20 protein-coding genes are annotated in these 26,961 nt (G+C 39.6%); 18 read left to right on the plus strand and 2 right to left on the minus strand.

The window, feature by feature from the left end; translation table 11 throughout:
- The first annotated feature begins 10 nt into the window (after positions 1–10).
- The 18 genes from ABJG98_RS01305 to ABJG98_RS01390 all read left to right on the plus strand — a co-directional run bounded on the left by ABJG98_RS01305 (position 11) and on the right by ABJG98_RS01390 (position 21,984).
- Positions 11–3,112 carry a TAT-variant-translocated molybdopterin oxidoreductase gene (locus tag ABJG98_RS01305; protein WP_348277647.1) on the plus strand — a complete coding sequence of 1,034 codons (3,102 nt, stop codon included), beginning with the start codon at positions 11–13 and terminating at the stop codon, positions 3,110–3,112.
- Positions 3,112–4,488 carry an NrfD/PsrC family molybdoenzyme membrane anchor subunit gene (nrfD, locus tag ABJG98_RS01310; RefSeq protein WP_348277648.1) on the plus strand — a complete coding sequence of 459 codons (1,377 nt, stop codon included), beginning with the start codon at positions 3,112–3,114 and terminating at the stop codon, positions 4,486–4,488. Before ABJG98_RS01305 ends, nrfD begins: the two co-directional genes overlap by 1 nt.
- Before the next feature lie 11 nt (positions 4,489–4,499).
- Entirely contained in the window at positions 4,500–5,027 is a 528-nt protein-coding gene (locus tag ABJG98_RS01315; RefSeq protein ID WP_348277649.1) for a DUF3341 domain-containing protein, read from the plus strand.
- 2 nt (positions 5,028–5,029) lie between these two features.
- Complete coding sequence (locus tag ABJG98_RS01320; protein WP_348277650.1) at positions 5,030–5,656, plus strand: cytochrome c; 627 nt, start codon at positions 5,030–5,032, stop codon at positions 5,654–5,656.
- A gap of 9 nt (positions 5,657–5,665) precedes the next feature.
- The gene (locus ABJG98_RS01325; RefSeq protein WP_348277651.1) at positions 5,666–7,024 is read left to right on the plus strand and encodes a quinol:cytochrome C oxidoreductase; all 1,359 of its coding nucleotides are present in this window, start codon (positions 5,666–5,668) and stop codon (positions 7,022–7,024) included.
- A gap of 18 nt (positions 7,025–7,042) precedes the next feature.
- Positions 7,043–8,131 carry a cytochrome c oxidase subunit II gene (locus ABJG98_RS01330; RefSeq protein ID WP_348277652.1) on the plus strand — a complete coding sequence of 363 codons (1,089 nt, stop codon included), beginning with the start codon at positions 7,043–7,045 and terminating at the stop codon, positions 8,129–8,131.
- A 6-nt stretch (positions 8,132–8,137) separates the two neighbouring features.
- Positions 8,138–10,000 (plus strand): cbb3-type cytochrome c oxidase subunit I, encoded by a 1,863-nt coding sequence (locus tag ABJG98_RS01335; RefSeq protein ID WP_348277653.1) that lies wholly within the window; start codon positions 8,138–8,140, stop codon positions 9,998–10,000.
- Complete coding sequence (locus ABJG98_RS01340) at positions 9,984–11,003, plus strand: COX15/CtaA family protein (RefSeq protein ID WP_348277654.1); 1,020 nt, start codon at positions 9,984–9,986, stop codon at positions 11,001–11,003. The genes ABJG98_RS01335 and ABJG98_RS01340 overlap by 17 nt, the downstream gene beginning before the upstream one ends.
- Positions 11,000–11,890, plus strand: a complete 891-nt coding sequence (gene cyoE, locus ABJG98_RS01345) for a heme o synthase (RefSeq protein ID WP_348277655.1) — start codon at positions 11,000–11,002, stop codon at positions 11,888–11,890. Before ABJG98_RS01340 ends, cyoE begins: the two co-directional genes overlap by 4 nt.
- The gene (locus ABJG98_RS01350; protein ID WP_348277656.1) at positions 11,887–12,459 is read left to right on the plus strand and encodes a cytochrome c oxidase subunit 3; all 573 of its coding nucleotides are present in this window, start codon (positions 11,887–11,889) and stop codon (positions 12,457–12,459) included. Before cyoE ends, ABJG98_RS01350 begins: the two co-directional genes overlap by 4 nt.
- A 19-nt stretch (positions 12,460–12,478) precedes the next feature.
- Positions 12,479–13,231 (plus strand): cytochrome c oxidase subunit 3, encoded by a 753-nt coding sequence (locus tag ABJG98_RS01355; protein WP_348277657.1) that lies wholly within the window; start codon positions 12,479–12,481, stop codon positions 13,229–13,231.
- Positions 13,232–13,250: 19 nt separating this feature from the next.
- Entirely contained in the window at positions 13,251–13,580 is a 330-nt protein-coding gene (locus ABJG98_RS01360) for a cytochrome C oxidase subunit IV family protein (RefSeq protein ID WP_348277658.1), read from the plus strand.
- A gap of 122 nt (positions 13,581–13,702) precedes the next feature.
- Positions 13,703–14,017: a hypothetical protein gene (locus ABJG98_RS01365; protein WP_348277659.1), complete on the plus strand. Its 315-nt coding sequence runs from the start codon at positions 13,703–13,705 to the stop codon at positions 14,015–14,017.
- A complete protein-coding gene (locus ABJG98_RS01370; RefSeq protein WP_348277660.1) occupies positions 13,995–14,573 on the plus strand; it encodes a DUF420 domain-containing protein in 579 nt (192 codons plus the stop codon). The genes ABJG98_RS01365 and ABJG98_RS01370 overlap by 23 nt, the downstream gene beginning before the upstream one ends.
- Before the next feature lie 3 nt (positions 14,574–14,576).
- On the plus strand, positions 14,577–14,828 hold the full coding sequence (locus ABJG98_RS01375) for a hypothetical protein (RefSeq protein WP_348277661.1): 252 nt from the start codon (positions 14,577–14,579) through the stop codon (positions 14,826–14,828).
- A gap of 43 nt (positions 14,829–14,871) precedes the next feature.
- The gene (locus ABJG98_RS01380) at positions 14,872–15,147 is read left to right on the plus strand and encodes a DUF983 domain-containing protein (protein ID WP_348277662.1); all 276 of its coding nucleotides are present in this window, start codon (positions 14,872–14,874) and stop codon (positions 15,145–15,147) included.
- A gap of 38 nt (positions 15,148–15,185) precedes the next feature.
- Positions 15,186–18,602: an ATP-binding protein gene (locus tag ABJG98_RS01385; RefSeq protein WP_348277663.1), complete on the plus strand. Its 3,417-nt coding sequence runs from the start codon at positions 15,186–15,188 to the stop codon at positions 18,600–18,602.
- Entirely contained in the window at positions 18,556–21,984 is a 3,429-nt protein-coding gene (locus ABJG98_RS01390) for a hypothetical protein (RefSeq protein WP_348277664.1), read from the plus strand. The genes ABJG98_RS01385 and ABJG98_RS01390 overlap by 47 nt, the downstream gene beginning before the upstream one ends.
- On the opposite strand, the gene ABJG98_RS01395 is transcribed toward ABJG98_RS01390, so the two are convergent.
- Both ABJG98_RS01395 and ABJG98_RS01400 read right to left on the minus strand, forming a co-directional pair.
- Positions 21,981–23,012, minus strand: coding sequence for a PorP/SprF family type IX secretion system membrane protein (locus ABJG98_RS01395; protein ID WP_348277665.1), 1,032 nt, complete (start codon positions 23,010–23,012; stop codon positions 21,981–21,983). The genes ABJG98_RS01390 and ABJG98_RS01395 overlap by 4 nt on opposite strands.
- Entirely contained in the window at positions 23,012–26,869 is a 3,858-nt protein-coding gene (locus tag ABJG98_RS01400; protein ID WP_348277666.1) for a PKD domain-containing protein, read from the minus strand. The genes ABJG98_RS01395 and ABJG98_RS01400 overlap by 1 nt, the downstream gene beginning before the upstream one ends.
- Positions 26,870–26,961 lie beyond the last annotated feature (92 nt).

A 26,961-nucleotide genomic window follows, 5' to 3' on the forward strand; every position in this document is an offset into this window, starting at 1 on the left:
CTTGATCTAAATGAAAGAAACTAAGAAATACTGGAAAGGGATAGAGCAACTGGAAAACACTTCAGATTTTCAGGCTAGAGCTTCAAAAGAATTCCCGGAATATTTACCAATCAACAGTGGTGATAATGGTGAGCCGTCAAGAAGAGATTTTCTTAAATTGATGGGATTTGGAGTTGCAGCTGTTTCATTAGCAGCTTGTGAAGCTCCTGTTCGTAAGGCAATACCTTATGTAAATAAGCCCGTAGATGTTGATCCTGGAGTTGCTAACTACTATGCTTCTACCTATGCAATGGGCAATGATGTAGCATCAGTTGTAGTTAAGACCCGGGAAGGACGACCGATTAAAATAGAAGGTAACAATCTTTCTATGATTAGTCAGGGAGGAACAACCACTCAGGTTGAGTCTTCTGTACTTTCATTATACGATGGAGAAAGACTTCAGAATCCAAAGATTAGTGGAGAAGATACAGATTGGGAAACCATCGATAGCAGAATAAAAACTGAGCTTGCTGCAAATGGAGGAAAGATTACCATTCTTTCTTACTCTAATTGCAGCCCAAGTACAACCCGTGCCATTCAAGCACTAAGAGATAAATATGGTGAAGTAGAACATGTGCAATACGATCCAATGTCAATGAGCGGATTGTTAGATGCATATGGTGAAGCTACAGGAGTAAGAAGCTTACCGATGCATGACTTCTCAAAAGCAAGCACCATTGTTTCAATCACTGCTGATTTTCTAGGCAGCTGGCCAAACCAGGCACTGAACAATAAACAGTTTGCTTCAACAAGAAAACTTGGTCCGGACAAAAAAGAAATGTCCAGACTTTATTCATTTGAATCAAACCTTTCATTAACAGGATCCAACGCAGATTATCGCCAGCCAATCAAACCTTCTCAGGCAGGACTTTACGTTGCAAATCTTTACAGCCTACTCGCTCAAAAGGCAGGAGTTTCAGCCATTGGTACCGAGAGATTGGAAAATACTGTGATTCTTGAAAAAGCGGCTAATGACCTGTGGAAATCAAGAGGTAAGTCGATTGTCGTTAGTGGATCAAATGACAAAAATGTTCAGCTTTTAGTAATCGCTATCAATGATCTTCTTCAAAGCTATGGATCTACTATAGATCTTTCTAGAAGCGTAAATACCAGAAAAGGCAACGACTTAGCGGTTGCTCAACTAGTTAGTGATGTGAAAGAAGGATTAGTTGGTACGGTGATTTTCTACAATTGCAACCCAGCATATGATCATCCATTGGGAGCTCAGCTTGTTAGTTCACTAGGCAAAGTGAAAACAACTATTTCCACTTCGGATAGAATGGATGAGACGAACAGTTCTGTTAAATACATAGCTCCAGATCATCATTACCTTGAATCATGGAATGACTTTGAGCCGGTAACTGGTCACATCACGCTTTCTCAGCCAACAATTCAAAATATTTTTAATACTAGACAAGCACAGGAATCTTTCTTAAGGTGGTCAGATAATACATCTTCTTATTACTCTTTTGTAAGAGAAGGATGGCAACCTCTTGCCTCTGGAGATTTCAATGGATTCTTTGATAAGTGCTTGCATGATGGATTCTATAATGCGGAGTCAGCAGCTAATAATACAAGTATATCTGTAGATGCAGTTGTAGTAGCTGGTAACTTAAAAGGATATTCGGCCAAGTCTGATGGACTTGAGTTTGCACTTTACGCGAACTATTCAGTAGGAGATGGAATTCAGGCAAATAACCCGTGGTTACAAGAAATGCCAGATCCGATCACAAAGGCATGCTGGGATAATTACTTGACTGTTTCTCCAAGACAAGCTCGAGAAAATGACTGGGATGTCTTAGGTGGTGATATGGATTATAAGGTTGCTACTCTAACGGTAAATGGAAAGTCTGTAACTGCTCCAGTCATACCTCAGCCAGGTCAGGCATATGGTACGGTTGGTTTATCTGTAGGATATGGAAGAACTAAAGCTGGTAAAGTAGGGAATGGCGTAGGAGTGAATGCTTACGAGTTGGTGAGTGGTTATACAAATGGACTTAGTTACAGCGGCAAAGCAACACTTGAGTTGAATGGAGAAGAACGCAAAGTCGCTCAAACTCAAACAGCTCAGACATATGCAGGAAGAGAAACAGTAATTCAGGAAGCTACACTTGGTGAGTATCAAAAAGATCCTCAAGCTGGAAGAAGCTTCCCAATGATATCAAAAGCGGATGGCTCTAAAGTAAGACCTCATGCGGTTTCACTTTGGAAAGGTCATGAGTATCCTAATCACCATTGGGGTATGATCGTCGATCTTAACTCATGCACAGGGTGTGGTACGTGTACAGTAGCCTGTCAGACTGAGAACAATATTCCAGTTGTGGGCAAAGATGAGGTGTTGAACAGGAGAGAGATGCATTGGATTCGTATCGATAGATACTATAGCTCTAGACCTGAGGATGAATTGACATCAGAGGATAAGAACATGATGGAGGTGAAGCAAAAAGAGCTTGCTGCTGTCGAGAATCCAGAAGTTACCTTCCAGCCTATGATGTGCCAGCAATGTAACAACGCTCCGTGTGAGACGGTTTGCCCAGTTGCTGCAACCACGCACAGTAGTGAAGGTCTAAACCAAATGACATACAACAGATGCATTGGCACAAGATATTGTGCAAATAACTGTCCATATAAAGTACGTAGATTCAACTGGTTCAAGTACCATGACAATGCTCAGTTCGATAAGAACACACCAATGAATAATGATCTTGGTAAAATGGTATTAAATCCAGATGTGACGGTGAGAGCTCGTGGTGTGATGGAGAAATGTACTTTCTGTGTTCAACGTATTCAGTCAGGTAAGCTGGACGCTAAGAAGGAAGGTAGAAGACCCATTGATGGTGAAATTCAGACTGCCTGTGCAAAATCATGTCCTACAGATGCCCTGGTATTCGGAGATATGAAAGATCCGGAGAGCAGAATATCTCAAACTTTGAAGCTTAAGTATAATGATAAGAGTGTGGAAGCAACTGAGGATAGAGCTTATCACGTACTGGAAGAGCTTAGAGTGATGCCAAATGTTTGGTACCTCACTAAAATTAGAAATAAAGACAAAAACGATAAACAAGAAGCATAATGCACGCAGAATCAGAAGTACGGATACCCTTAGTAACGGGTGGAAAGACAGTCCACGATGTTTCTGAGGATATTGCTGGAAGAGTAGAGCAAAAACCCACGGTAACGTGGATGCTTGCTATGGCAGTCTCTTTAGCACTTCTCCTAGCTGGAGGGTATGCAGTAGCAATTACTCTTTGGGATGGAATCGGAATGTGGGGTCTTAATAAAACTGTAGGATGGGCTTGGGATATTACCAACTTCGTATGGTGGGTTGGTATTGGCCATGCAGGAACATTGATTTCAGCAGTTCTTTTGCTTTTCCGTCAACGATGGAGAATGTCGATCAACCGAGCGTCTGAAGCAATGACAATCTTTGCAGTAATCTGTGCAGCTATGTTCCCGGTTCTTCACATGGGGCGTCCATGGTTAGGATTCTATTGGGCTTTACCATTACCTAATACATTTGGATCTCTTTGGGTGAATTTTAATTCACCACTTCTTTGGGATGTGTTTGCGATTTCAACTTATTTCTCAGTTTCTCTTGTATTCTGGTATATCGGACTGATTCCTGATTTTGCCACGATTAGAGACAGAGCAAAAAACAAAGTTTCGAGAGCAATTTATGGCGCATTGAGTTTTGGATGGACCGGTGGTGCAAAAACCTGGTCTCATTACGAAACTGTCTCTCTAGTTCTGGCTGGACTAGCAACGCCATTAGTACTTTCTGTTCACACCATTGTATCCTTTGACTTTGCAACATCTGTAATACCAGGATGGCATACGACAATCTTCCCTCCATACTTTGTAGCTGGAGCGATCTTCTCTGGATTTGCGATGGTATTGACACTTTTGTTGGTGACCAGAAAGGTTTACAAACTTGAAGATTACATCACCATTCAACACATTGAGATGATGAACATCATCATCATTGTAACCGGATCAATTGTGGGTATTGCATATATCACTGAATTTTTCATGGCCTGGTATTCAGGAGTTGAAGCGGAACAATATGCTTTCATTAACAGAGCAACAGGACCTTACTGGTGGGCTTATTGGTCAATGATGACATGTAATGTGATATCTCCTCAGTTGTTCTGGTTTAAGAAAATTAGAACAAATCTGGCAGCCACATTCGTCATTTCGATTATTGTAAATATTGGAATGTGGTTTGAGCGATTTGTAATTATTGTTACTTCATTGCACAGGGATTTCTTGCCTTCAAGTTGGGCGATGTTCTACCCAACAATGTACGATGTGGGAGTCTATATATTCACCTTCGGATTGTTTTTCACAGCATTCTTCCTATTTGCGAAGTTCTTCCCTGTGATAAACATGGCTGAAGTAAAAAGTATTATTAAAGCAACAGGAGAAAAGCCGACAAAGTCGGGCAATTAAATAGATAGATTATGTCTCAAGGAACGAATTACGTACTGGGCGTCTATGACGATGAAGATGTTTTGATGGAGGCCATCACGACTGTTCGGGAATCTGGTGTAAAAATTGAAGAAGTTTATTCACCATTTCCTGTACACGGAATCGAAGATGTTTTAGGCTATAAAAGGAGTTGGCTATCAATAGCTGCATTCATGTTCGGTGTTACTGGAACAACATTGGCCTTAACCATGATGGTGGGAATGATGGGTGTAGATTGGCCAATGATTATAGGTGGTAAAGATTACATTCCAATACCTTCATTCATTCCTGTAACTTTTGAAATGACAGTTCTTCTGGCTTCCTTTGGAATGGTAGGAACCTTCTTTGTGATTTCGAACCTAAAGCCATGGGGTAAGCCTAGAATCTATGATATACGTATCACCGATGATAAGCATGTGATGGCTATTGATCTTGATAGTAACAAGCAATCTGAAGCTGATATTAAGAAAGTATTGCAGGGAAGTGGAGCTACAGAGGTTAACAATAAAACATTTGATTGATAATGAAACTAAAGGCATTTAGATACTTAGGAATTATCACAATTGGTGCACTGATTACTTCTTGTGCTGCAGGTGTAGATGATACCGGGTTGGAGTACGCACCGCAGATGTATCATTCCACACCTTACGAGCCACTTACTCAGATTCAGAATGAAGATGCAGGAAGTTGGTTGGATTCAAATGATGAAGATGGACATGGTGAATTTTATAATTCAAATCCGCACAATCAGTTTAAAATGAACATGCGTGAGCCAGTGGCGAACACAGTGAGAAGAGGACAATTGCTTCCTGTTCGACTTGGAAAAGACGATCTTGAAATAGCTGCTGCTACTTTGGAAAATCCGTTTCCGACCGATGACGAAAGTGTAGTGAAGCAAGGAAAGGTTTTATATGATAGTTACTGTACACACTGTCATGGTGCGAAAGGGAATGCAGATGGCCTTGTTGCTGAAGCATATGCTGGTGTAGCTAACCTAAACGGTGCGGCCTATTTGGAGATTACCGAGGGTCACATATTCCATGTGATCACTTACGGTAAGGGTTTGATGGGGGCTCATGGATCTCAGGTAAGCCCGGAAGATCGATGGAGAATCGCTCGATATGTTAAAGAATTGCAAAAGAAGAATTAAAGTCTACTCATGGTAACAGAAGAAAGATTTGAATTTACTGCTACTGCTAAGAAGCGCTTGGTTATCACACTGTTGGTAGGTCTTGTGCTATCTGTGCTAGGCTATTTTACATTAGGATCTGGTGGCGATCATGGTGGAGGTCATGGAGAAAAGGCAGACGACTCGGAAATTGTTTCTGATCAAGGTGAGGAACCATATGCGGCTGAAGATCATAGTGATGAAGAAGGTCATGAAGAAGGAGCTCACCATGGGAGCAGTTCTTCTGTGAAACGCTTGCTATCCAACCTTTGGATTAACAACGTCTTCTTTGCTGGATTAGCAATTATAGGTGTATTCTTTTTTGCTATTCAATATGCTGCTCAAGTAGGTTGGTCAGCAGGATTAAAACGCATTCCTTTTGCTTTCGGAAGTTGGCTACCTATCGCATTTGTATTAATGCTAGCTGTATTTATGATTGGCGGGCACGATATATTCCACTGGACACACTCAGATTTATATGCTGAAGTTGGTGGTGACAAAATTGTAAAAGGAAAGGCTGCTTATTTCTTTTGGCCTTTAGAAGGTGGCGCGACTCCTGTTTTCTGGATTGGAAGACTAGTGATATTCTTTGGTGTTTGGTATTTGCTATTTAGAAAGCTTAGATCGTTGGCCTTTTCAGAAGATTTAGAAGGAGGAACTGCCAAATGGTATCAAATGCGAAAGACCTCAGCCATTTTCTTAGTATTCTTTGCAGTATCATCATCTATGGCAGCATGGGATTGGATCATGTCAATTGACGTGCATTGGTTCAGTACAATGTTTGGTTGGTATGCATTTGCCAGCTGGTGGGTAGCAGGTCTTGCATTATCTCTTTTTATTGTTGTGATGCTTAAAGAACGAGGTTACTTATCAGTAGTAAATGCAAACCACATCCATGACCTGGGTAAGTTTGTTTTCGCATTTACCATTTTCTGGACGTATGTATGGTTTTCACAGTTCTTACTGATCTATTACGCACACATCCCAGAGGAAACTGTATACTTTCTGGAGCGATGGAAAGATGATCATTATGCTCCGGTATTTTATATCAATTTAATTCTAAACTTCTTCTTCCCATTCTTGGTTTTAATGACTAGAGATTCGAAGAGACATACAAGAATTCTAAAAGTAGTCTGTCCGGCAGTTGTGTTTGGTCATTGGTTAGATTTCTATCTAATGGTCTCGCCTGGAACTGTGGGGCATAACGGAGGCTTTGGATTCTTGGAAATAGGTTTGATTTTAGTGTATGCAAGTGCTTTCTTGTATGTGACGTTCAATGCACTTTCAAAAGCACCACTGTATGCTAAAAATCATCCAATGTTGAAAGAAAGTTTGCACCATCATATTTAATAAGTGAGGGAATAGATTATGCTTAGTTTAATCATTGTAATAGCGGTCGTATTAATAATAGCTGTCATATTCACAGCTTACCGCGTCACAACGTTAGTTGATGTTGTAAAAAAAGATAAAAGCAAGAGCCACGTACCTTCTGGCAATAGTTTGCAAGGTGCACTCATGGTTGTATTTCTGATAGCTGGAATTACGGGTTTCTTTTACTTCTCCATGAAGGAGTATGACACTTATAATTTACCAATTGCTTCAGAGCATGCTGTAGTGACAGAAAACCTTTTTTGGATTACCATGGCGGTGACGGTATTTGTATTCATCTTAACTCAGATTTTCCTATTTGGATTTGGGTGGAAATACAGATATAAGGAGAATAACAAAGCGCACTATTATCCTCACAACAATAAGTTGGAGATGATATGGACTATTGTACCAGCGGTTGTGCTCGCATGGTTGATCATTTCTGGATTGAAGCAGTGGAATTTGGTGACAGGACCAGCCCCAGAAAATTCGGAGGTAATTGAGGTATTGGGATACCAGTATGCATGGGCATTTAGATATCCAGGTAAAGATGGAGAGTTAGGAAACTACGACTTTAGAAAAATTGATGCTATAAATTCTATGGGCATCGATTTTGAAGATCAAAAAGGTCACGATGACTTCATGCCAGCGCAACTTGTACTTCCAAAAGGCAAGCCAGTACATCTTAAAATTAGAGGAAGAGATGTAATCCATAGTGTTTATAATCCTCACTTTAGAATGCAGATGAATGCAGTACCAGGGATGCCAACTAGATTTTGGTTTACTCCTACATTGAGTACGGCAGACATGCGTGAAAAAACGGGGAATCCCGACTTCAACTATGAGCTTGTATGCAATAAAATCTGTGGAAAGAGCCATTACGGCATGAAAGGGATCATTGTTGTTTTAGAGCAGGATGAGTATGACTCCTGGTATAAGGAGAATCAAGAAAATTCATTTCTTAAGCAGAATCCTGGATACTTAAGTCAGGTTCCTGAGGATTTGAAGGAAGCAGCGAAGATTGCCGCTGGAATTGAAAACATTGAGAAAGAACAAAAAGTTACAGCTGCGGCAAGCAGTTCTAAATAAAATTATATGTCAGTAACAGATATACAACTTCAGGAAGATTTAGCACATGATGATCACCACGATGATCACCATGAGCAAGGGTTTGTAAGCAAGTATATTTTCTCGACTGATCACAAGACCATCGCGAAGCAATTCTTGATTACAGGAATTTTTTGGGCATTGATAGGAGGAGGTCTTTCTATCATTTTCAGACTTCAGCTTGGTTTTCCTGATATGGACCTAGAATGGTTGCGACCAATGTTGGGCCAATGGATTACAACAGAGGGTAAACTCGATGCAGAGTTCTACCTGGCATTGGTAACAATGCATGGTACTATTATGGTATTTTTTGTATTAACAGCAGGATTGAGTGGAACTTTCTCAAACTTCTTGATCCCACTTCAGATCGGTGCAAGGGACATGGCTTCAGGTTTCATGAACATGCTTTCGTACTGGTTCTTCTTCGCTTCTAGTGTGGTGATGTTTGTGTCTTTATTCATTGAGACAGGACCTGCTGGAGGTGGCTGGACAGTTTATCCACCATTAAGCGCGCTTCCTCAGGCAATTCAAGGATCAGGCTTAGGAATGACTTTATGGCTAGTATCGATGGCCTTATTCATTGCCTCATCATTGCTTGGAAGTATAAATTACATCACTACAATCATAAACATGCGAACGCCAGGCATGTCATTTACAAGACTTCCGCTAACGATATGGTCGTTTCTAATTACGGCAATTTTGGGAGTGCTTTCATTTCCTGTTTTATTGTCAGCAGCACTTCTTTTGATCTTTGATAGATCATTTGGTACGAGTTTTTATTTATCGGAAATATTTATAGCAGGTGAAGCTCTTCCTAATGTGGGAGGTAGTCCAATTTTATATCAGCATCTGTTTTGGTTCCTAGGACACCCGGAAGTATATATTGTAATCCTTCCAGCTCTTGGAATAACATCAGAAATCATTGCAACAAACTCTCGTAAGCCAATTTTTGGATACAAAGCGATGATTGGTTCCATGTTGGGCATTGGATTCTTATCGTTTATTGTATGGGCGCATCACATGTTTGTGACGGGTATGAATCCATTCCTTGGATCCGTATTTACTATTTTAACTTTAGTAATTGCTGTACCATCAGCGATCAAAGCATTTAACTACATTACCACATTGTGGAAGGGGAATATAGTATTTACGCCAGCAATGCTGTTCTCAATAGGTTTGGTATCATTCTTTATATCCGGAGGACTTACCGGTATCTTCCTTGGTAACTCAGTCTTAGATATCAACTTGCATGATACTTATTTTGTTGTTGCTCACTTTCACTTGGTAATGGGAAGTGCATCGTTCTTTGGACTCTTAGCTGGAGTATATCATTGGTTCCCTAAGTTTTTCGGTAGAATGATGAATGACAAGCTTGGAAAGCTACATTTCTGGCTTTCATTTGTAGGAATCTATATGGTGTTCTTCCCTCTACACTATATTGGAATAGCAGGGTTTCCAAGAAGATATTATTCATTCACCTCGTTTGAGACTTTCAATATCTATGGTGACTTGAATGCATTGGTAAGTATTGCAGCAATTTTGACTTTTGCGGCTCAGTTCATATTCTTATTCAATTTCTTCTATAGTATATATAGAGGAAAGCTGGCACCTGCGAATCCATGGAAATCGAACACGCTTGAATGGACAACTCCTAGATTCCCAGAGCATGGAAATTGGATTGGAGCTATACCAAAAGTTTTCAGATGGCCATATGATTACAGTAAGCCTGGAGCCAAGGATGACTTCATTCCGCAAACGGTACCTTATTCACACACTCCTGAATCTAACCTTGAGCATGAAAATGAGCTAACAAAGGAAGAAGATATTACAGGAGTTGAGAAAGCTAGTTAATCAAAAGAATTTTTTAAGAATTAATGCTATTACACTAGGATCAGTTTTGGTACTGATCCTAGTGGGGAGCATTGTACGTGTCATGGGAGCTGGCATGGGTTGCCCAGATTGGCCGAAATGTTTTGGGTCTTACATTCCACCAACCACTTCTGAAGCTCTTCCTGATAACTATCAAGACATCTTTCGTGAACAGCGTATCTCAAAAAATGAACGGTTGGCAGGAGTGTTCAGCAAGTTAGGATACGAATCTTTAAGCACAAGAATTACTGAATCCCCAACGGTACTTGTGGAGCAAGAATTTGATGTGGTAAAAGCGTGGATTGAATACATAAATCGACTTGTAGGTGTAATAATCGGATTTCTGGTTTTCTTAAATATGATTTTTTCCTTCTCATTTAGAAAGAAGTCAATATGGATCCCCTTTATGGGAGTGATGATATTTGTCCTTACTGGGTTTCAAGGCTGGGTTGGGTCTTTGGTGGTATCAACGAACTTACTTCACGGATTCATTACATTTCATATGTTACTTGCTTTGGTCATAGTAGCAATGCTTATTTGGATGAATGTCGTGGTAAAGGAATTAGGAATTTTTAGACACTCTCCATTATTTTGGATCAGCCTGATCACAACTGTTTTATTTATTCCTCAGTTGATTTTAGGAACAGAGGTAAGAGGTACCATTGATGATTTGCTTATTTCAACCATTGGAAGAAGTGATTGGAGTGAGAGTTTAAGTACTTCATTTTACATTCATAGGTCATACTCGTGGCTGATGTTGATTGGTGTAGTTGTACTGTTTTACTATGCCAAAAGGACAAAAGAAAGCTGGTTAGTTAGCGCTTCTATGTACTTAGTGATATTAGTATTCCTGGCAATGGTTGCTGGGATAGCGATGGCTCAATTTTCTTTCCCATTTTGGCTGCAGCCACTTCATTTAATTTTTGCTGTAGGTATTTTTAGCTTGCTGTTTTATTTAACTTTGCGACTCAAATTAGAAAAGTGAGCTCATCGATTGCACATATTGATATTTCTGTGGCTGAAAAGGCAAAAGCTTACTATGAGTTGTTAAAACCGAGACTTTCTTTTTTGGTGGTTTTCTCCTCAGGCTTTGGCTATGCCCTCGCCACTCAATCTGTATTTAACTGGGCGAGTTTAATCGTTTTCCTATTAGCTGGTTTCATGGTTTCAGGTTCTTCTGTTACTATTAACCAAGTCATAGAGCAGAAGTATGACGCCATAATGAAGCGCACAAGGAATAGACCAATACCTTCCAATCGAATTACAGAATCAGAAGCAGTTTGGTTTAGTATTCTCACTGGAATTGTCGGCCTGGTGTTAATGTTTCTTGCTACCAATTGGTTAGCTACGTCACTTTCGTTGCTTTCATTAGTATTATATGCGTTTGTTTACACACCTCTTAAACGTGTAGGATCTATTGCAGTCTTTGTCGGTGCTATTCCCGGAGCTCTACCTCCGCTCATTGGATGGGCAGCAGCAAGTGGTGCATTGTCGTATGAGGCAATGATTATTTTCGGAATCCAATTCATCTGGCAGTTTCCACATTTTTGGGCTATTGCTTGGGTTTCCGATGAAGATTATAAAAAAGCCGGCTTCAAGTTATTACCCGGAGGAGGAGCAAAAGATTTGAATACAGCAATAAACATTATGGTTTATACACTGTTCTTATTACCTCTGGGCCTTTTACCTACTTATTTTGGACTTACAGGTTTGACTAGTGGAGTGGTAGCCACAGTTTGTGGAGTGCTTTTTTTAGCACAAACATTTAGTTTGATGAAAGACACCTCAAATCAAAAGGCACGTAGGATTATGTTTGGATCATTCATATACCTACCAATTGTTCAAATAACCTTTTTATTAGATAAGATATGACTGGAGAAATGCAAGCGGGAAATAAGGTAAGGTCAATGCACCCACAGAAGTTTGCAATGTGGCTTTTTCTGGTATCTATAATTATGGTTTTCATTTCACTATCTAGTGCATACATAGTTAAGAAATCAATTGGAGATTGGATATATATAGACTTCCCATCCTTATTTCAATTTACCACGGTCATTATCATTCTGAGTAGTATAACCATGCACTATTCATACATTTCAGCTAAGAGAAATAATATTAAAAATATCAGAATAGGTTTAGTAATAACGGCGATCCTTGCAATAATATTTATTGTTGGTCAGCTAAAGGCTTGGGGCCAGTTAGTTGATGGCGGATATTATTTTGTGGGCAATCCTGCCAGCTCTTTTATCTATATTTTCACGGGCCTTCATGTAGTCCATCTGGCTGGAGCTATAATATTTTTATTGATCGTTCTCGGGAAGGCATTTAAATATCAAGTACATTCAAAGAGTTTGGTTCGAATAGAAATGTGTGCCACTTTCTGGCATTTTCTTGGTGGACTTTGGTTGTATTTATACTTATTTTTGATTTTCAATAATTAACCTACAAAATCTAACACGAATGGCTAACACAGCTGTAATAGTAGAAGAAGATAAAAAGAACATTTGGAGTGGAGGTGTATCTCCAATGAAAGCAAGCTACGGCAAGCTGATGATGTGGTTTTTCCTACTATCAGATGCGTTTACTTTCTCTGCTCTTTTAATCACGTACGGTCTTATTCGCTTCAGTCACCCCGCATATGCAGGATCGGTTGCTGACTTCAAATTCTCTCAAGAATATTGGCCAATTCCTGAAAAAGTATTTGAGGCATTCCCTGGAATGCACGCTTTAGGCATAGAAAGTGCTCCATTGGTATTCGTAGGTTTAATGACATTCATTTTGATCATCAGTAGTGTGACAATGGTCTTAGCTGTTGAGGCTGGTGAGCGAATGGATAGAAAAGCAGTAGAAAAGTGGATGCTTTGGACAATTCTAGGAGGATTAACATTTCTTGGATGTCAAGCATGGGAGTGGGCACACTTCATTCATGGTGCTGACATTTCAATGAATCTTGAAGGTATTTTTCAAGGTGCAGGATTATCCTATAATCAATATGGTCCACCGAATTTTGCGGCATTATTCTTCTTTATTACTGGATTTCACGGATTCCACGTTTTTAGTGGGGTGCTAATCAATTTCATCATATTCTATCAAGCTACTGTAGGCGTTTTCGAAAAAAGAGGACATTACGAGATGGTGGAAAAGGTTGGACTTTACTGGCACTTTGTAGATCTTGTTTGGGTCTTTGTATTTACATTCTTTTACCTTGTTTAATCTTATCAGTTACAAATAAATGGAACAACGAACTCCACAAGTAGAAGTACAGCCGGTAAACAAGGCTAAAGTGAAAAACTTCATTAAGGTTATGCTTTATCTGGCAGTGATTACCTTAATTGAATTTGGAATCGCATTTACTGTACCTCATGAACATAAATGGGTAAGAATAATCGTATTTATCGTACTTACGATTGTAAAAGCATACTACATTGTTGCAGAATTCATGCACCTTGGACACGAGAAAAAGTCATTGAAGATGTCAATAGTACTTCCTATGCTTTTTGTTGTGTTCTTCATCTTCATCATGATTTATCAAGGTGGAGCAATTCTAGAAGCTCTCTATTGATATAGGATCACTTGAAGGGCCGAGGACTTAAGCGAATCATAATATTTCTTGTATTTCTGATACCAGTGGGATGGTATCTTCTTTTACAGCTATTTGGAGACAATAGGTTTTCTCTTACCCTAATGTCTGATATACCCCAGCAATGTCAGCAATACAGCACTATCTCAGTAGTTTCTAAAAGCGATTCTCTTTCAATTATAGAAACCAATTATTTGAATAGAGTGATTTTTGCTACAGATAAGCGTAAGGCTACTTTGTTGTATGAGTCTCAATCTTTTTTCGATTGTGTCGGTCAATCAGACGCTGATTTAGTTTTAGCTAACGAGAAAGGAATTTGGGGAAGCTATGAGCTTTCTCGTGATGGAGTAGATCAATTATTGACGGAGCTAGATATTTTAACCCTCCAGCAAACCTATGGAAAAGGAACTATCAGGTAATAAATCTTACCTTAGAATCATTTTCATTATTTCTCTTGTGATTCCACTTGTGGTAGCATTTCTGATATTTTTTCCTGCTAAGCTCGGGGCAGGTAGTTGGGTTAAAGTGCTGCCTGCAGTTCATGCGATAATTAACTCACTAACTGTAGTTACTCTAATTGCCGCCTTGGTATCTATAAAGAAAGGAAACATAGTGGCGCATCGTTCTTTCATGTTTGCTTCTTTAGTTCTAGGTGTACTTTTTCTCGTCTCATATATCTTGTATCATTCAAATGTACAGTCAGTGAAATTTGGTGATATGAATCATGATGGTGTTGTGGATGAGATTGAATTAACTAAAGCTGGAACTAGTCGAGTAGTTTATTTGGTTGTTCTAGCAAGTCATATATTACTTTCTATCCTTGTTGTACCGTTTGTTCTATTTGCTTTTTATTATGCACTGTCCAATCAAATAGTACGTCATAGAAAGATTGTAAAGTATGCTTATCCTGTTTGGATGTATGTGTCAGTTACAGGAGTAATTGTGTATTTTTTAATTAAGCCATACTACTTTTAATCTATGAAGAAGGCGCTTGCATTTGCTTCTTTGTCCATGATCCCATTCATAAATTGGGCTCAGTGTGCAATGTGCAGAACTCAGATTAAGAATAATGTAAGCGCGGGGGAGACATCTATGGCTGAAGGACTTAACAATGGCATTATGTTCCTTTTTTTCACTCCTTATATAGTCGTATTCGTCCTTATTTTTCTTTGGTATAAAAACAGCAAAACAAATAAGAGTGTCAGTTTTATCAAGCGTATTAAAAGCTAAATGCCCTCGTTGCAGAGAAGGGGAGATATTTACTCATTCCACAATGAACGTAAAAAAAATGTCTTCAATGCATGCCAACTGTCCAAATTGCAATCTTAGGTATGAAAAGGAACCAGGAAATTTTTATGGAGCCATGTATATAAGCTATGGGTTTTCTACAGCTATTTTCTTGATTACTGCTTTTGTGCTTTTCTATTTCTTCAACGATCCTGCATTGAATGTCTACCTTGTTTCTATTCTCGTCGTAGCCTTAATCCTTTTTCCACTAAACTTTCGTTACTCAAGAATAGTCTTCTTATATCTCATTTGGAAGAGTTAGAGGGCGAATAAAGGCTTGATTATTGTATATTCAAGCTTGTGAATCAAAAGCTATCCATCGGTTTACTTATCGGTTGTTCTCTTGCGTTATTTGTCAATCATTTTCTGATTAATTGGGATAATATAAACAAGCAAAGAGTAATTGCTAGTATTGATAGCATTATCGAAATTCAGCATGAAGACCTTCTTGCTTGGAAAAAAGGGGTAGATGCTGATCAGCTATTTAGAAAGCGCACTATCTGTAAAGGCAGACTTTCTGAATGGAGTGATAACCGACCATTTATATCAGAAATTTCAAATGATTCTATTCAAGTAGTTCAAAACGAATTAGGCGTCTTTATTATTCAAAAGATATCTGATGAAAAATGCACATACTTATCTTGCCATCAGCTTGTTGAAAAATACGCTATTACTAACCAATACTTAGGTAAAGGCAGAAGTGAACTGCTTGACAAATCTGTAGATAATGTCTCTATTGATAATGGTGCCTATCGATTTAGGGAGTTACTCTCGTTCGATGTGAAATCTATGCCCAATAAAGTTATTGATGCGCTAGTGTCTTTAATTGTATTGATAGTCTTGTTTGGTGAATACTGGAAGTTCAGTCAGATTAGCATAAAATCCTATTGGCGCGTATTTTTTGGGCTACTCATTCTTAGGTATCTGAGTCTAGAATTTGATGCGTTTCAATTACTCTTCAGGTATGATTTGTTTGATCCGCTCAAGTACACTTCTTCAGTTGTAAATCCGACCCTTGGTGATCTATTGATCAACTGCATTATGCTAAATGTTATCATTCTCGCAAGTGCAAGATACCTTATCAGCATACGCCGGTTAAAATGGGGAGTTGGTCTAGTGTGTGCAGTAAATACGATTTTGTCTGGCTTAGTCTTGCATGTGGCTTGGAGTATTATCAGCAACTCTCAACTTTCATTGGATGTAGGACAATCCATAGAATTTGACCTTCTTCGATCTGTTGCCTACCTCTGTATCCTTTTATCGAGCACTGGATATTTTTACTTTACCTACCTGACACTTCAGTTAATTAGAAGAAGTCATTTTATTGGGCATGCAATTATCGGAGCATTACTCGCGGCTCTGGTTATAGGATTTCTTGATGTTTTGTCTATTACGTTCAGCTTTGTACACGTATCGGTTCTTTTGATCTCATTGAGGTATCAATGGGGGAAATCATTTAAGGAATTCACTTATTCTAACTTACTCTTCATTTTGATAGTCAGCGTAGGAATTTCAACTGTATTAGCGTTTTGCATTTACAAGTATGAAGAGAGCGCCGTGTTAGATTCAAAAAAGAAGTTTGCAAACTACCTACTCTTAAAGCGTGATGTTCTTGGCGAATATTACTTGGATCAAACCATTAGAAAACTATCTGAAGATGAAAATCTAGCTTTAATTGCTAGTGAAAGGAGCCGAAAAGTGCTAGAAGATCGAATTCGTAGCGAATTTCTGACTCCATATTTCAACAAATACGATTTAGAAATCGTCTTTCAAGATTATCAGCAGTTAAAGCTAAACTCAAGATTTACTAAGGAGTATAGCTTGCTAACACCTGAAAATCAATCTGACTATGAAGATATCTACTTTGTTGATGAAGGGACTGTTTTTAAATACACCTGTAAAATTAATGTTGGAGACCTTGTTGGATTAATTATTCTGCAAATTAAGAAGCGCGTTCCAACGAGCGTTTATCCAGCACTGCTTACGGACAATAAATATTTCTCTGTTTCAAATGATTTTGATTATGCAGTTTTTGCGGGTGATGATATTCTATTTCATCGAAGCAAATTCGGACAAGGTGAGTGGCCACAGCATGAGGATTTTGAGCGCACTCAGCTTTACATAGATGGGATTGAAAAGAATGGCCGGCACTACTACGGTGTAAAAACAGTTGATGGAAGAACAATCTTGATTATATCTAATAAATATGAGGCCCAAGATAGAATCACTAATTTCTCATTTCTCTTTTTGCTTTTACTCTTCTCATTTGGGATTTTCAGTATTCTAAGTTCAGTTGTGGAACGAGGATTTAAATTAAACTTCACAGGGAAAATTCAGCTATTCTTAGGATTAGCTTTTATCATTCCTCTTTTGATTGCTGGATTTGCTTTACTCAATACGCTGAATACTTCATATCGCGAAGAGATCAATCGAAGTTACATAAAGCAAGCGCTATACATATCAGAACTTTTGTCTACAGATATTGAAGAGGTAAACAATGAGCGAGCTGCTTTTCATCTTACAGAGATTAGCAGCTATATACAATCGGATTTAAGCTTTTACAATGAATCGGGATATTTGGTGGCCACAAGCCAACCTGAAATATTCAATTTGAATTTGCTTGGAAACCTGATTAATCCAATCGTTTTTGAGGAGCTTGTAGTCAAAGAAAACCAAAGCATAATTGCCGACGAATCCGTAGGAAAGCTTGATTACAAGGTGTGCTATGCCGTAGTAAATACAGTAGATAATCAGGTTGCAGGATTCATAGCAATGCCATTTTTCGATTCAAAGAATCACCTTAGACGTCAACAGATTGAAGTTTTCGGCAACCTCATTACCATTTTTGGTTTTATATTCATTATAGCAATTGTGTTTGGTAATGCTGTTCTGAATAACTTATTACAACCACTTCGTATGGTTGCTGACAAGATCAGAAGAGTAACCTTACAAGAGGTGAATAAGCCGATAGAATACGAGTCGTCCGATGAGATTGGCTCTTTGGTTAAGGACTACAATCAAATGCTCATCAAGCTTGAGGAAAGTAAACGTGCACTTGCGAAAAGTCAAAAGGAAACCGCTTGGAAAGAAATTGCAAAGCAAGTAGCACACGAAATTAAGAACCCACTTACGCCCATGCAGCTGAAGATTCAGCAAATGCTGAGAAGGCATGAAGTTGAATCCAAAGAATATGAGACACTTACTTCGCTGCTTACGCAAGTTGATACCTTAAGTCAGATCGCGGAGTCTTTTTCTGCATTTGCAGAAATGCCAGCTCCTGATAATCAGATCTTTGACTGGGGACAGCTAACAAAAGATGTTGTAGAACTCTATAGTGCAGAAGATGTTTCTATAACTCTGGATGTAGGCACGGATATAAGAATAGAAGCAGATAAAGATATCTTCAAAAGAATTCTGAATAACATTATTCTCAACGCAATACAATCAGTAATTGAAAAGCATGCTGAGATATTGATCTCGCTTAAGGTAAAGTCTGGAAAAGGAGTATTGACTGTACGAGACAATGGCAAGGGAGTGCCGGAAGAGTTAAGAGAAAAGATATTCCTGAACTATTTTAGTACAAAATCAACAGGAAGTGGCATTGGTCTGGCATTAGCCAAAAAAGGAATTGAAAACGCGGGAGGAAATATATGGTTTGAATCTAAGCAAGATGAAGGCACCACGTTTTTCATTTCTATGCCTTTGGCTAGTCACTAGTCTTTTTTTCCTTGTTCCTCAAAGCACATTCGGACAAAATCTTAAGTGTAAAACTATTCCAACAAACACCCAGATAAGGCTTGACACGTTGGTTATTGAACCAGGATCTATTAGTGTCAATGCTTCATATACCTGGGATGATTCTACGAAGCTAATTTCAGTCAATTCGGAATTCAAACAGATTGAAGTCTGCTATCGCATTTTTTCATCTCTCCTAACAGAACCTTTTCAAAATCGAAGCTTGTCAACATATGATGATTCAAGAAGGATCACTGAAATCGTCAGAAGTAATCCGACAGTAGGTAAAGAAGAGCTCTTTGAATTTGGAGGAGTGGAAAAATACGGAGCAATTTCTCGAGGAGTTTCTTTTGGAAACCGTCAAAGTTTGTTTGTTAATTCCACGCTCAACCTTCAAATGGAAGGTAAGTTGGATGAGAATTTAAATATATCTGCTGTAATAACAGATCAAAATATACCTTATCAACCAGAAGGTAATACGCAACAGATTCGTGATTTTGATAACGTATTCATCAAACTATACAATGATAAGTTTGATTTGACTGCTGGAGATATTGTATTACAACAACCAGAAGATGCCGGTTACTTCTTGCGCTATTATAAAAACGTTCAGGGATTGCAGGGCAGCTATCGAGGGCAGTCGGGCAATTGGAAACACGAGTCAAGAGTTTCAGGTGCATTATCCAAAGGAAAGTTTAACTCCGCACTTATTGAGCCAATAGATGGCCTTTCAGGGCCTTATAAATTAAGAGGGCCGAATGGTGAGCGATTCATTATCGTTTTAGCAAACTCAGAAAAAGTATTTATTGATGGCAAACTGATGGAACGTGGATTTGATAGGGATTACGTGATTGACTACAATCTTGGTGAAATCACACTCAATAATCATATTATCATTACTCAGTTTACAATCATTCGTGTGGACTTTGAATATGCCGAGCAGTTTTATAGTCGATCAAATCTTTCTGCCTATCAATCTGTATCCAACGAGAAGGTGAAGGTATTTGCTAATTACTATCGTGAGCGAGATAACCCTAACAGCAGCTTTGGCTTCAATCTAAATGAAGCTGACTTGAGTCAATTAAGAGGTATTGGGGATGATATAGATCAAGCCTTTATTACAAGTTTCGATTCGGTACAGTTTTCAGAAAATCGAATTTTATACATTCAAAAAGACACCATAGACTTTGATGGATTAACTCAATCCATCTTTGAGTATTCTACTGCTGCATCTGCTCGACTAGTCAGCCCTTCCTTTTCTGATGTTGGCTTTGGAAACGGCGATTATATACTTAGTGAAACTACAGCCAATGGAAGAGTGTATGAATGGATATCCCCGCAAGGAGGTCAGTCACAAGGAAATTATGAAGCTGGAGCATTTATTCCGTTACCAAACAGCAGGCAGATGATTTCTGTTGGAGGAGAGGTTCAAATTTCCTCCTATGAATCTATAGAAGCTGAGGTCGCTTTCTCAAATACGGATCGAAACCTCTATTCAAACCAGGATGATGATGACAATTCCAGTAGGGGATATTTCACATCATTTAAGACATCAGGAAGGCCATCTTTCATTAATGGTTATACCTGGGTTGGATCTATATCCATGGAGTTTGATGATACTGACTTTACATTCATCGACCGATATCGGCCTATCCTTTTTGATCGTGATTGGAATTTTAGCCCCAATCCAAATGAAGGATCACAAGATCTTATTCTTTTCATAAATGGAGGACTCAGAAAGAATGATGCGAATCGTTTCGAAGCATCACTGAATCGAAGAAAGCGCTCATCTTTTATTGATGGATGGCAACATCAGCTGGACTTCAATCAGGAAGTTTCCAATTTTAAATTGATTTCTTCTCACTTTGTGCTTAGCAATGATCAGCAGGAAAGAACTACTGACTGGTTGAGATCAAGGTCGGATGTGAGCTATCGAAAATGGAAGATGGCGCCAGGATATATATTTGATATGGATCAAAACGAGGTAGCAAGAGGGGATAGCATAATCAGCTCGTTAATGAATTATAAAGCCCATGAATTCTATTTGGAAAGCACAGATTCAGCAAAATCAACTTATCGCATTGGCTATCAGCTGCGTAATGATCGACTTCCTGTCGATGGCAGCTTGGAGGACTATTTGTTTTCAAAAAATCTTAGGGCTTCATACGGCATAAGCACAGAGCAAACGAGCGTGTCCGCAGATGTCAATTATAGACAAGTGGACGATAAGTTGAATTTAAATGTTGGTCAGGATGAGGTAATTAATGGCAGAGTCAATTGGATACAATCCATGCTAGATCGAAATCTAAGATCAAATTTTTCCTTTGCTACAGGAAATAGTCGGGAGTTAAGAAGAGAATTTATATACCTACCTGTGACAACAGGAGAAGGGACGCATACATGGCGTGATACTAATGGAGATAACGTACAAGACTTGAATGAATTTTTTGAAGCCATAAATCCGGATGAGCGAAATTATGTGAAGATATTCACTCCAACAGACGATTACATTACATCGTTTCAGACATTCTATTTGCATACCATAGATGCACGATTACCCTCAAGTTGGAGAAGTCAAGGTGGATTCAGAACACTTGCTTCAAAGCTGTCTGCAAACATCAACCTGAATGTGAATTTCAAGACAACATCAGATCAATATGCGGATAGGTTAAATCCTTTCTTGTTTGATTTGGATGATGAGAAACTGATTAGTATCCAGAATAGTAAGCGCTATACGTTGTTTTATAATCGAAATGGGAGAGGATTCGCAGGTGATTTTACTTATCAAAATTCAGATAATAAGCAGCTTTTAGTTCAAGGTTTTGAGACGAGAGAAAAGAAAGAGTGGATATCTAATGCGAAAGTAGATATCGATGCAGCGTATACTTTTAGAGTGACTACAACCATTGGAAAATTACTCAATCAATCAGATTTTTTGGATTCAAGAAATTTTGAAATCATTTCCAACTCCTACAGGCCTCAGCTTATATGGCAACCATCTAATGTCTTGCGATTGATAGGGAGTTTCGAACGTAAAATCAAGCGTAATGAATGGATAGAATCGAGTTCTGAGTCAGCAACTTCGAAAGTTTACATGACAGAATTAACCTGGAACAAGGCAGGAAGCGGTTCATTGAGAGGCTCTTTTTCAATTGTTCAATTAGATTTTCAAGGGGACCCAACTTCTTACTTGGGTTATTTGCTATTGGATGCGCTCCAGCCTGGAACAAATCAAACCTGGCAAGTCAATTGGCAACAAAAACTCTCGAAGGGAATGCAGATATCATTACTATATAATGGCCGAAAATCTGAAGATGTTGGCGCTATTCACACCGGTAATGTGCAGGTTACCGCTTTCTTCTAGTTGCCGAGTTTATGAACGAAGGTAGGACAACCCAATTTTTTCTTTCTGCTCGGTGTTTTGTAAGGATCTTTTGGCATTCGAAAATTATAGATCAGTGAAAATTCATGAGCACCTCCACCAGCCACTGGATCTAACCTGGATAGGTTGAGATCAAAGCTGTATCCAAATTCGAAGTTGGCATACTCAACTCCAGCCACGAGTATGATCGCGTCTTGATTGAGTAAGCCAAAATCATTCTTAATAAAAGGCATTCCTCGATAATATAGACCAATCAAAACGGGTTGTAAATGTACGGTAGCACCAGCGTCTATCTGCTGAAACTCACCCTGCCTCCGGTATAGAATGCTTGGTGCTATAGAAGGAACAATGGTTCCAATATTTACCAGCTTTTGAAGTGGATATCGACTTCCAATATGAATTGAATATCGAATAGGTAAGTTGTCTTCACCTTCCAGTAGTGAACGATTTGGTCTTGTGAGATGGTCAATGCCTACACCAAACCAGTTCTTCTTCGTATAGATCAAAAAACCAGCGCCAATGTCCCAGTGGTTTTTTAAGCGAATGGAATTGATCTGAGGATCTTGTGATGGCGTGCCGTCAACACCAAAATCTACCTGATCACCTAGCACAAGTTTAGTGCGATCAATATCCCTGAAAGTATATCCGAACTTGAGTGCAGGACGGAATACAACCTTATTGTTAAGGTTTGCTTCATAGGCATAGATGAAGGAACCAGTTGTACTTTTTAATCCCGCCGTGCCTTCCTGATCTGAGTGGAAAACAAGTCCAAATCCACTGTTAATATTACTTGCGTTGTAATCTATTGATGCAGTGGAGTTAGAAAAGGCTTGTGGAAGGTTTGGCCATTGAATGCGATGAATGAAAACAGCACGCGTATCAGGAGCAGTTCCGGCAAATGCCGGGTTGAGATAAATCGGATTTGCATAAAATTGAGAGTACTGAGCATCTTGTGCATATATGATCCTTGTTAGCAGGAGAATGATGATATATATACTAACCTTCTTCATCAGCGGATTAGGGTTACGTCACCAACTTTCACAATGTCTCTTCCGTCCGAAAATCTCAACTCCAACTTAAAAACATAGGCACCGGATGGAGCTAATTGGCCTCTATAGTATCCGTCCCAACCTTGATCTTGCGAGTTACTTTCAAAAATCAATTCACCCCATTTATTGTAGATCAGCATTCTGAATCTTTCTACTCCTTCAAGACGAGGTAAAAAGACGTCATTAATGCGAGATGGGTCTCCACCATTACCACCGCCAACAGTACCTCCAGATGGTCCATTCAAACTAGGCGTAAATGCATTTGGTGTATTTACTTGTCCTCCTGAAATCGCCTCCACTTCGGCCGAGCGGAACAGCGTGTCCACACAACCAAAATCGTTGGTGGCTATTAAAGTAATGTCATAAAATCCTTCATCCGCGTAAGCATGCCTTGGATCTGAATCGGTAGAAGTTGTGCCATCGCCAAAGTCCCAAAGGAAGGTTGAGGCGTTTTCACTCAGGTTTCTAAAAACAGCCTCTTGGTCTGGAATGTAAACTACACGTGTCGAAACGAGGAAGTCTGCAAAAGGGCGTGCATAAACCGAGATGTATTCTTCTCTCTCTATTTCGGAATTGGTGCCTACTTCATTTTCCCCTCTGAGGCGTACTGTGAAGTTGCCTCCAGCAAAGAAGGTATGTGTTGGATTGTCTGATCTGGAAATACTTCCATCATCAAATTCCCATAGATATTCCCCAGCGACGGCAAATTGAGATAGATTGGTAAACTGTACGGTCAACGGAGCACACCCTTCCAATACATCAGCCTCAAAATCAAGGATGGGAGCAGTTGGGAAGACAGTTATATTCTGAGAAGTCTCAATCGTACAGAAATTATCAATTATTGCTAGCGTAATTTCATACGTTCCGAACTGATTATATACATGTGACCCGGGATCATATCCAGAAAAAGAGCTTCCATCGCCAAAATCCCATTCATAAGTAAGTCCTCCTCCTGTTGTGCTGTTATTAGTTATCGTAACTGTATTGTCTGGCAATTGCAATGTCGTCGTTGACAAGGTGAAATCAACGATGCTTGCAGGCCGTTGTTTTTCGATCGTCTCGTTAATAATTTCCGGGTCGCTTTGACAAGATGCTAAATTGGTTGTCACTAAAGTGATTTGCGCATTAATGTCATTGCCTGTGTTTGCTTCACGGTTGTATGAGATCATAACCAGATCACCTGCTCCGAATGTGACATCAGGCACTGGGGTGAAAGTCCAATCATAGTCTGACAATCCTTTTTGAGTGGCCTCAAGCGTGTAATTGACCTGATCGCAATCCTCCGATCGATCAAAGGTAAAATCCGCCAAAGGCTGTGGGCTTATTTGAATATTAAAGGTATCATTAGAAATACACACTCCTGCTTTCTCAGCTTCTAATACCATTGCATAGTTCATGATTGTGGCAGACGTATTAATGATCTCATAATCAAGCTCATTGAAATTTGCATCTACACTATTCTTCACTATTGGATAGCCAGTAACGGTGCCATTGACATCCAGCAAAGTCCAGCGATAAAGGTCTGCAGATAAGCTTTGAGTGGCTGCATCCACCAACATGGTGCTGTTCCATGGAGAGCAATTAGTATTGAAAAAATTATAGGCTGGGTCATCAAACCCAGCTACCTCATCCGGAGAAATACGAAATGTTTCTATTCCACTGAAAGTGACACAACCATCTGTAGATTCGGCTCTAATCTGCACTTGATAAGTTCGTGTTGTGTCGTCCGGGTTATCAAACGAAAGTGGTGTGCTGGCTAAGGTTAGCGTTGAGGAGAAGGTAAACCCTGAGGGAGGATGAGTTACTTCTAAGCTGTAAGTGGTGCCCGGTAGGCTTGGATTATTTGAATCGTTGTTAAACGTGATGATATCCCCTGGACACACATCACCAACAGCATCATGTGATAGCTGTGCATCGGGATTTTCATTAATGATAACACTTTGAGTAATTAGGTCGGTACAAGTGCCTTTTTGTGTGGTCATTCGAAGTGCTACAGTATATGTGCCATCAACTGAGGTAACAGGTTCTACTCCTGTGGCTATATCCGAACCATCAAGGTACCAGTTGAAATTACTATTGTCCGTTCGGATAAGCTCAACATTGAAAACGCCATTGTAGCTGAAATCCCACTCATATAAATCCACCTCATCAGCATTAACTTGAGTGGTAAGGCTGGTAATGGGATCGGCAATTCCTGAAAATGTAGTTCTGTCTTCTGCACAAACTTCGTTAGAAGCAAAGGCTGGTTGAGGTCTACCATAAACAAAAACTGTGTCTTGATCTGTGCTACCGCAAAGCGTGGAAGTATTACGAGCCACCAATCGTACGATGGTATATTCTTCAGTAGAAAAATCACGCGTAAAATCAGGCACAGGATCAACAAGGTAGGAGCCATCCGTTGGCTGAGTCGCGATTAGAACATTGCTTTCATTGTAAAACTCGAATCTGAATTCGGTATTTGGCTGGTCTACAGTATTATCTCTAAAACCTACTGTAAACACATCGGCACCTGTTTGGCAGAAGTCAGCGTTAATTGGAGCTGCGAAGGCACCATCATAAAACTCAAAATCTGCCACCGCGTCTGGAGAGAGATTCACCAAGTCATCGAAGACAACATCGCATGTGCCATCAGCGTTGGGATCAGTTGCAGTTAGTCGAACCAATTTAGGACCACCGGAATCAAAATTAAATGTGGGGTTGACGGCCGTCGATGTACCTAATAGAGGATCTGAATCCAAGGGTCCATCATAAAACTGCCATAAATAACTGTATGGTCCACCCGGTGTTTGATTGTCGAAGTAGATATCTGAATTGATACAAAATTCGGTGAGAATAGGACCACCGGATCCACCATCTCTAGCTACATAATCGGGAACGGGTGGGGCTATAACCTGTATCACCAGAATTTCCGAAACCGCATCTACATAGTTGGGATCATTTTGGTCTCCATTGAATGGATTACAGGTATTCCAATTGTACATGGTAACCTCGAAGGTGGTTCCAATTAGATTAGCTGCATTAGCTGGAGCTGAAATAGGAAATGTGGAGTGAATAGGGACATCCGCTGGAAAAGGCACTTCTTCCACCGGTCCAAAATAACCTGCTGTGACCATCACTGCACCAGTACCTCTTGTAGATGCGGCAGAAAGATTGCCCGAATTATCTGTGACCACAACTGCTCCACCATCATCAACAGTCAAATCTCTCAATCGACCTACAGCAGGTGCAGGATCGGTTCCATAGACAAACTGAACCCAGCGAGAGATTTGGTTGGGATTGTCCGGGTTGTCATTGATGTTGCAGTTGAATGTGGAGGCATCATCAAACACGACGTTGGTAAGTGCGGTATTTTCACACATATCATATTGACCAGGATCAAAAGCTATTACACCACCGTTTTCATCATCAAAATTCCATGATGGTACAATTTGTGTCTGCTCGGATGTCTCGCAGATGTCACTTGCTACAATGATAAAAGCCTGGGCTTCAAAGAAGCATTCCGGGCCAGTATCCGGATAGGGGAAAGGTGTTGCTGTAGCCTCATAGGTTCTGTCTCCATTTGAAACGGTCAGGCCAGCACCAGAAATGGTCTCTGTAGTATTTGCGGGATCATTCCAGATAAACTGGATTTCTATGTCTGCAGGATTTTGAGCAGCATTGAAGGTGTATGTAACGGTAAAGGTATTGACTGTGACAGGTGCACAGGTACCGTCTGCGCTAAAATCTACGCTGATGGTGGTGCTTAATAAACTGCATTGCCCGTAGCCCAACAGTCCGATCAAGGCCAAAAGTATGGTGAGAAAAAGCCTGGCGATCATGAGATTGAATAGTAATATTCAAAGATCAAATTTACTCATTTGAATATTACTAGAATGCTAAAATCTTGTAAATATTGTATTAAAAGTACAAT

This window comes from Ekhidna sp., assembly GCF_039960695.1.
Taxonomy (GTDB): domain Bacteria; phylum Bacteroidota; class Bacteroidia; order Cytophagales; family Cyclobacteriaceae; genus Ekhidna.

Excerpts from the sequence above, each read along its gene's own strand:
- ABJG98_RS01305 (WP_348277647.1), top strand. The coding sequence starts at position 11 with ATGAAAGAAACTAAGAAATACTGGAAAGGGATAGAGCAACTGGAAAAC.
- nrfD (WP_348277648.1), top strand. The coding sequence starts at position 3,112 with ATGCACGCAGAATCAGAAGTACGGATACCCTTAGTAACGGGTGGAAAG.
- ABJG98_RS01315 (WP_348277649.1), top strand. The coding sequence starts at position 4,500 with ATGTCTCAAGGAACGAATTACGTACTGGGCGTCTATGACGATGAAGAT.
- ABJG98_RS01320 (WP_348277650.1), top strand. The coding sequence starts at position 5,030 with ATGAAACTAAAGGCATTTAGATACTTAGGAATTATCACAATTGGTGCA.
- ABJG98_RS01325 (WP_348277651.1), top strand. The coding sequence starts at position 5,666 with ATGGTAACAGAAGAAAGATTTGAATTTACTGCTACTGCTAAGAAGCGC.
- ABJG98_RS01330 (WP_348277652.1), top strand. The coding sequence starts at position 7,043 with ATGCTTAGTTTAATCATTGTAATAGCGGTCGTATTAATAATAGCTGTC.
- ABJG98_RS01335 (WP_348277653.1), top strand. The coding sequence starts at position 8,138 with ATGTCAGTAACAGATATACAACTTCAGGAAGATTTAGCACATGATGAT.
- ABJG98_RS01350 (WP_348277656.1), top strand. The coding sequence starts at position 11,887 with ATGACTGGAGAAATGCAAGCGGGAAATAAGGTAAGGTCAATGCACCCA.
- ABJG98_RS01355 (WP_348277657.1), top strand. The coding sequence starts at position 12,479 with ATGGCTAACACAGCTGTAATAGTAGAAGAAGATAAAAAGAACATTTGG.
- ABJG98_RS01360 (WP_348277658.1), top strand. The coding sequence starts at position 13,251 with ATGGAACAACGAACTCCACAAGTAGAAGTACAGCCGGTAAACAAGGCT.
- ABJG98_RS01365 (WP_348277659.1), top strand. The coding sequence starts at position 13,703 with ATGTCTGATATACCCCAGCAATGTCAGCAATACAGCACTATCTCAGTA.
- ABJG98_RS01370 (WP_348277660.1), top strand. The coding sequence starts at position 13,995 with ATGGAAAAGGAACTATCAGGTAATAAATCTTACCTTAGAATCATTTTC.
- ABJG98_RS01375 (WP_348277661.1), top strand. The coding sequence starts at position 14,577 with ATGAAGAAGGCGCTTGCATTTGCTTCTTTGTCCATGATCCCATTCATA.
- ABJG98_RS01380 (WP_348277662.1), top strand. The coding sequence starts at position 14,872 with ATGAACGTAAAAAAAATGTCTTCAATGCATGCCAACTGTCCAAATTGC.
- ABJG98_RS01390 (WP_348277664.1), top strand. The coding sequence starts at position 18,556 with ATGAAGGCACCACGTTTTTCATTTCTATGCCTTTGGCTAGTCACTAGT.
- ABJG98_RS01395 (WP_348277665.1), bottom strand. The coding sequence starts at position 23,012 with ATGAAGAAGGTTAGTATATATATCATCATTCTCCTGCTAACAAGGATC.
- ABJG98_RS01400 (WP_348277666.1), bottom strand. The coding sequence starts at position 26,869 with ATGATCGCCAGGCTTTTTCTCACCATACTTTTGGCCTTGATCGGACTG.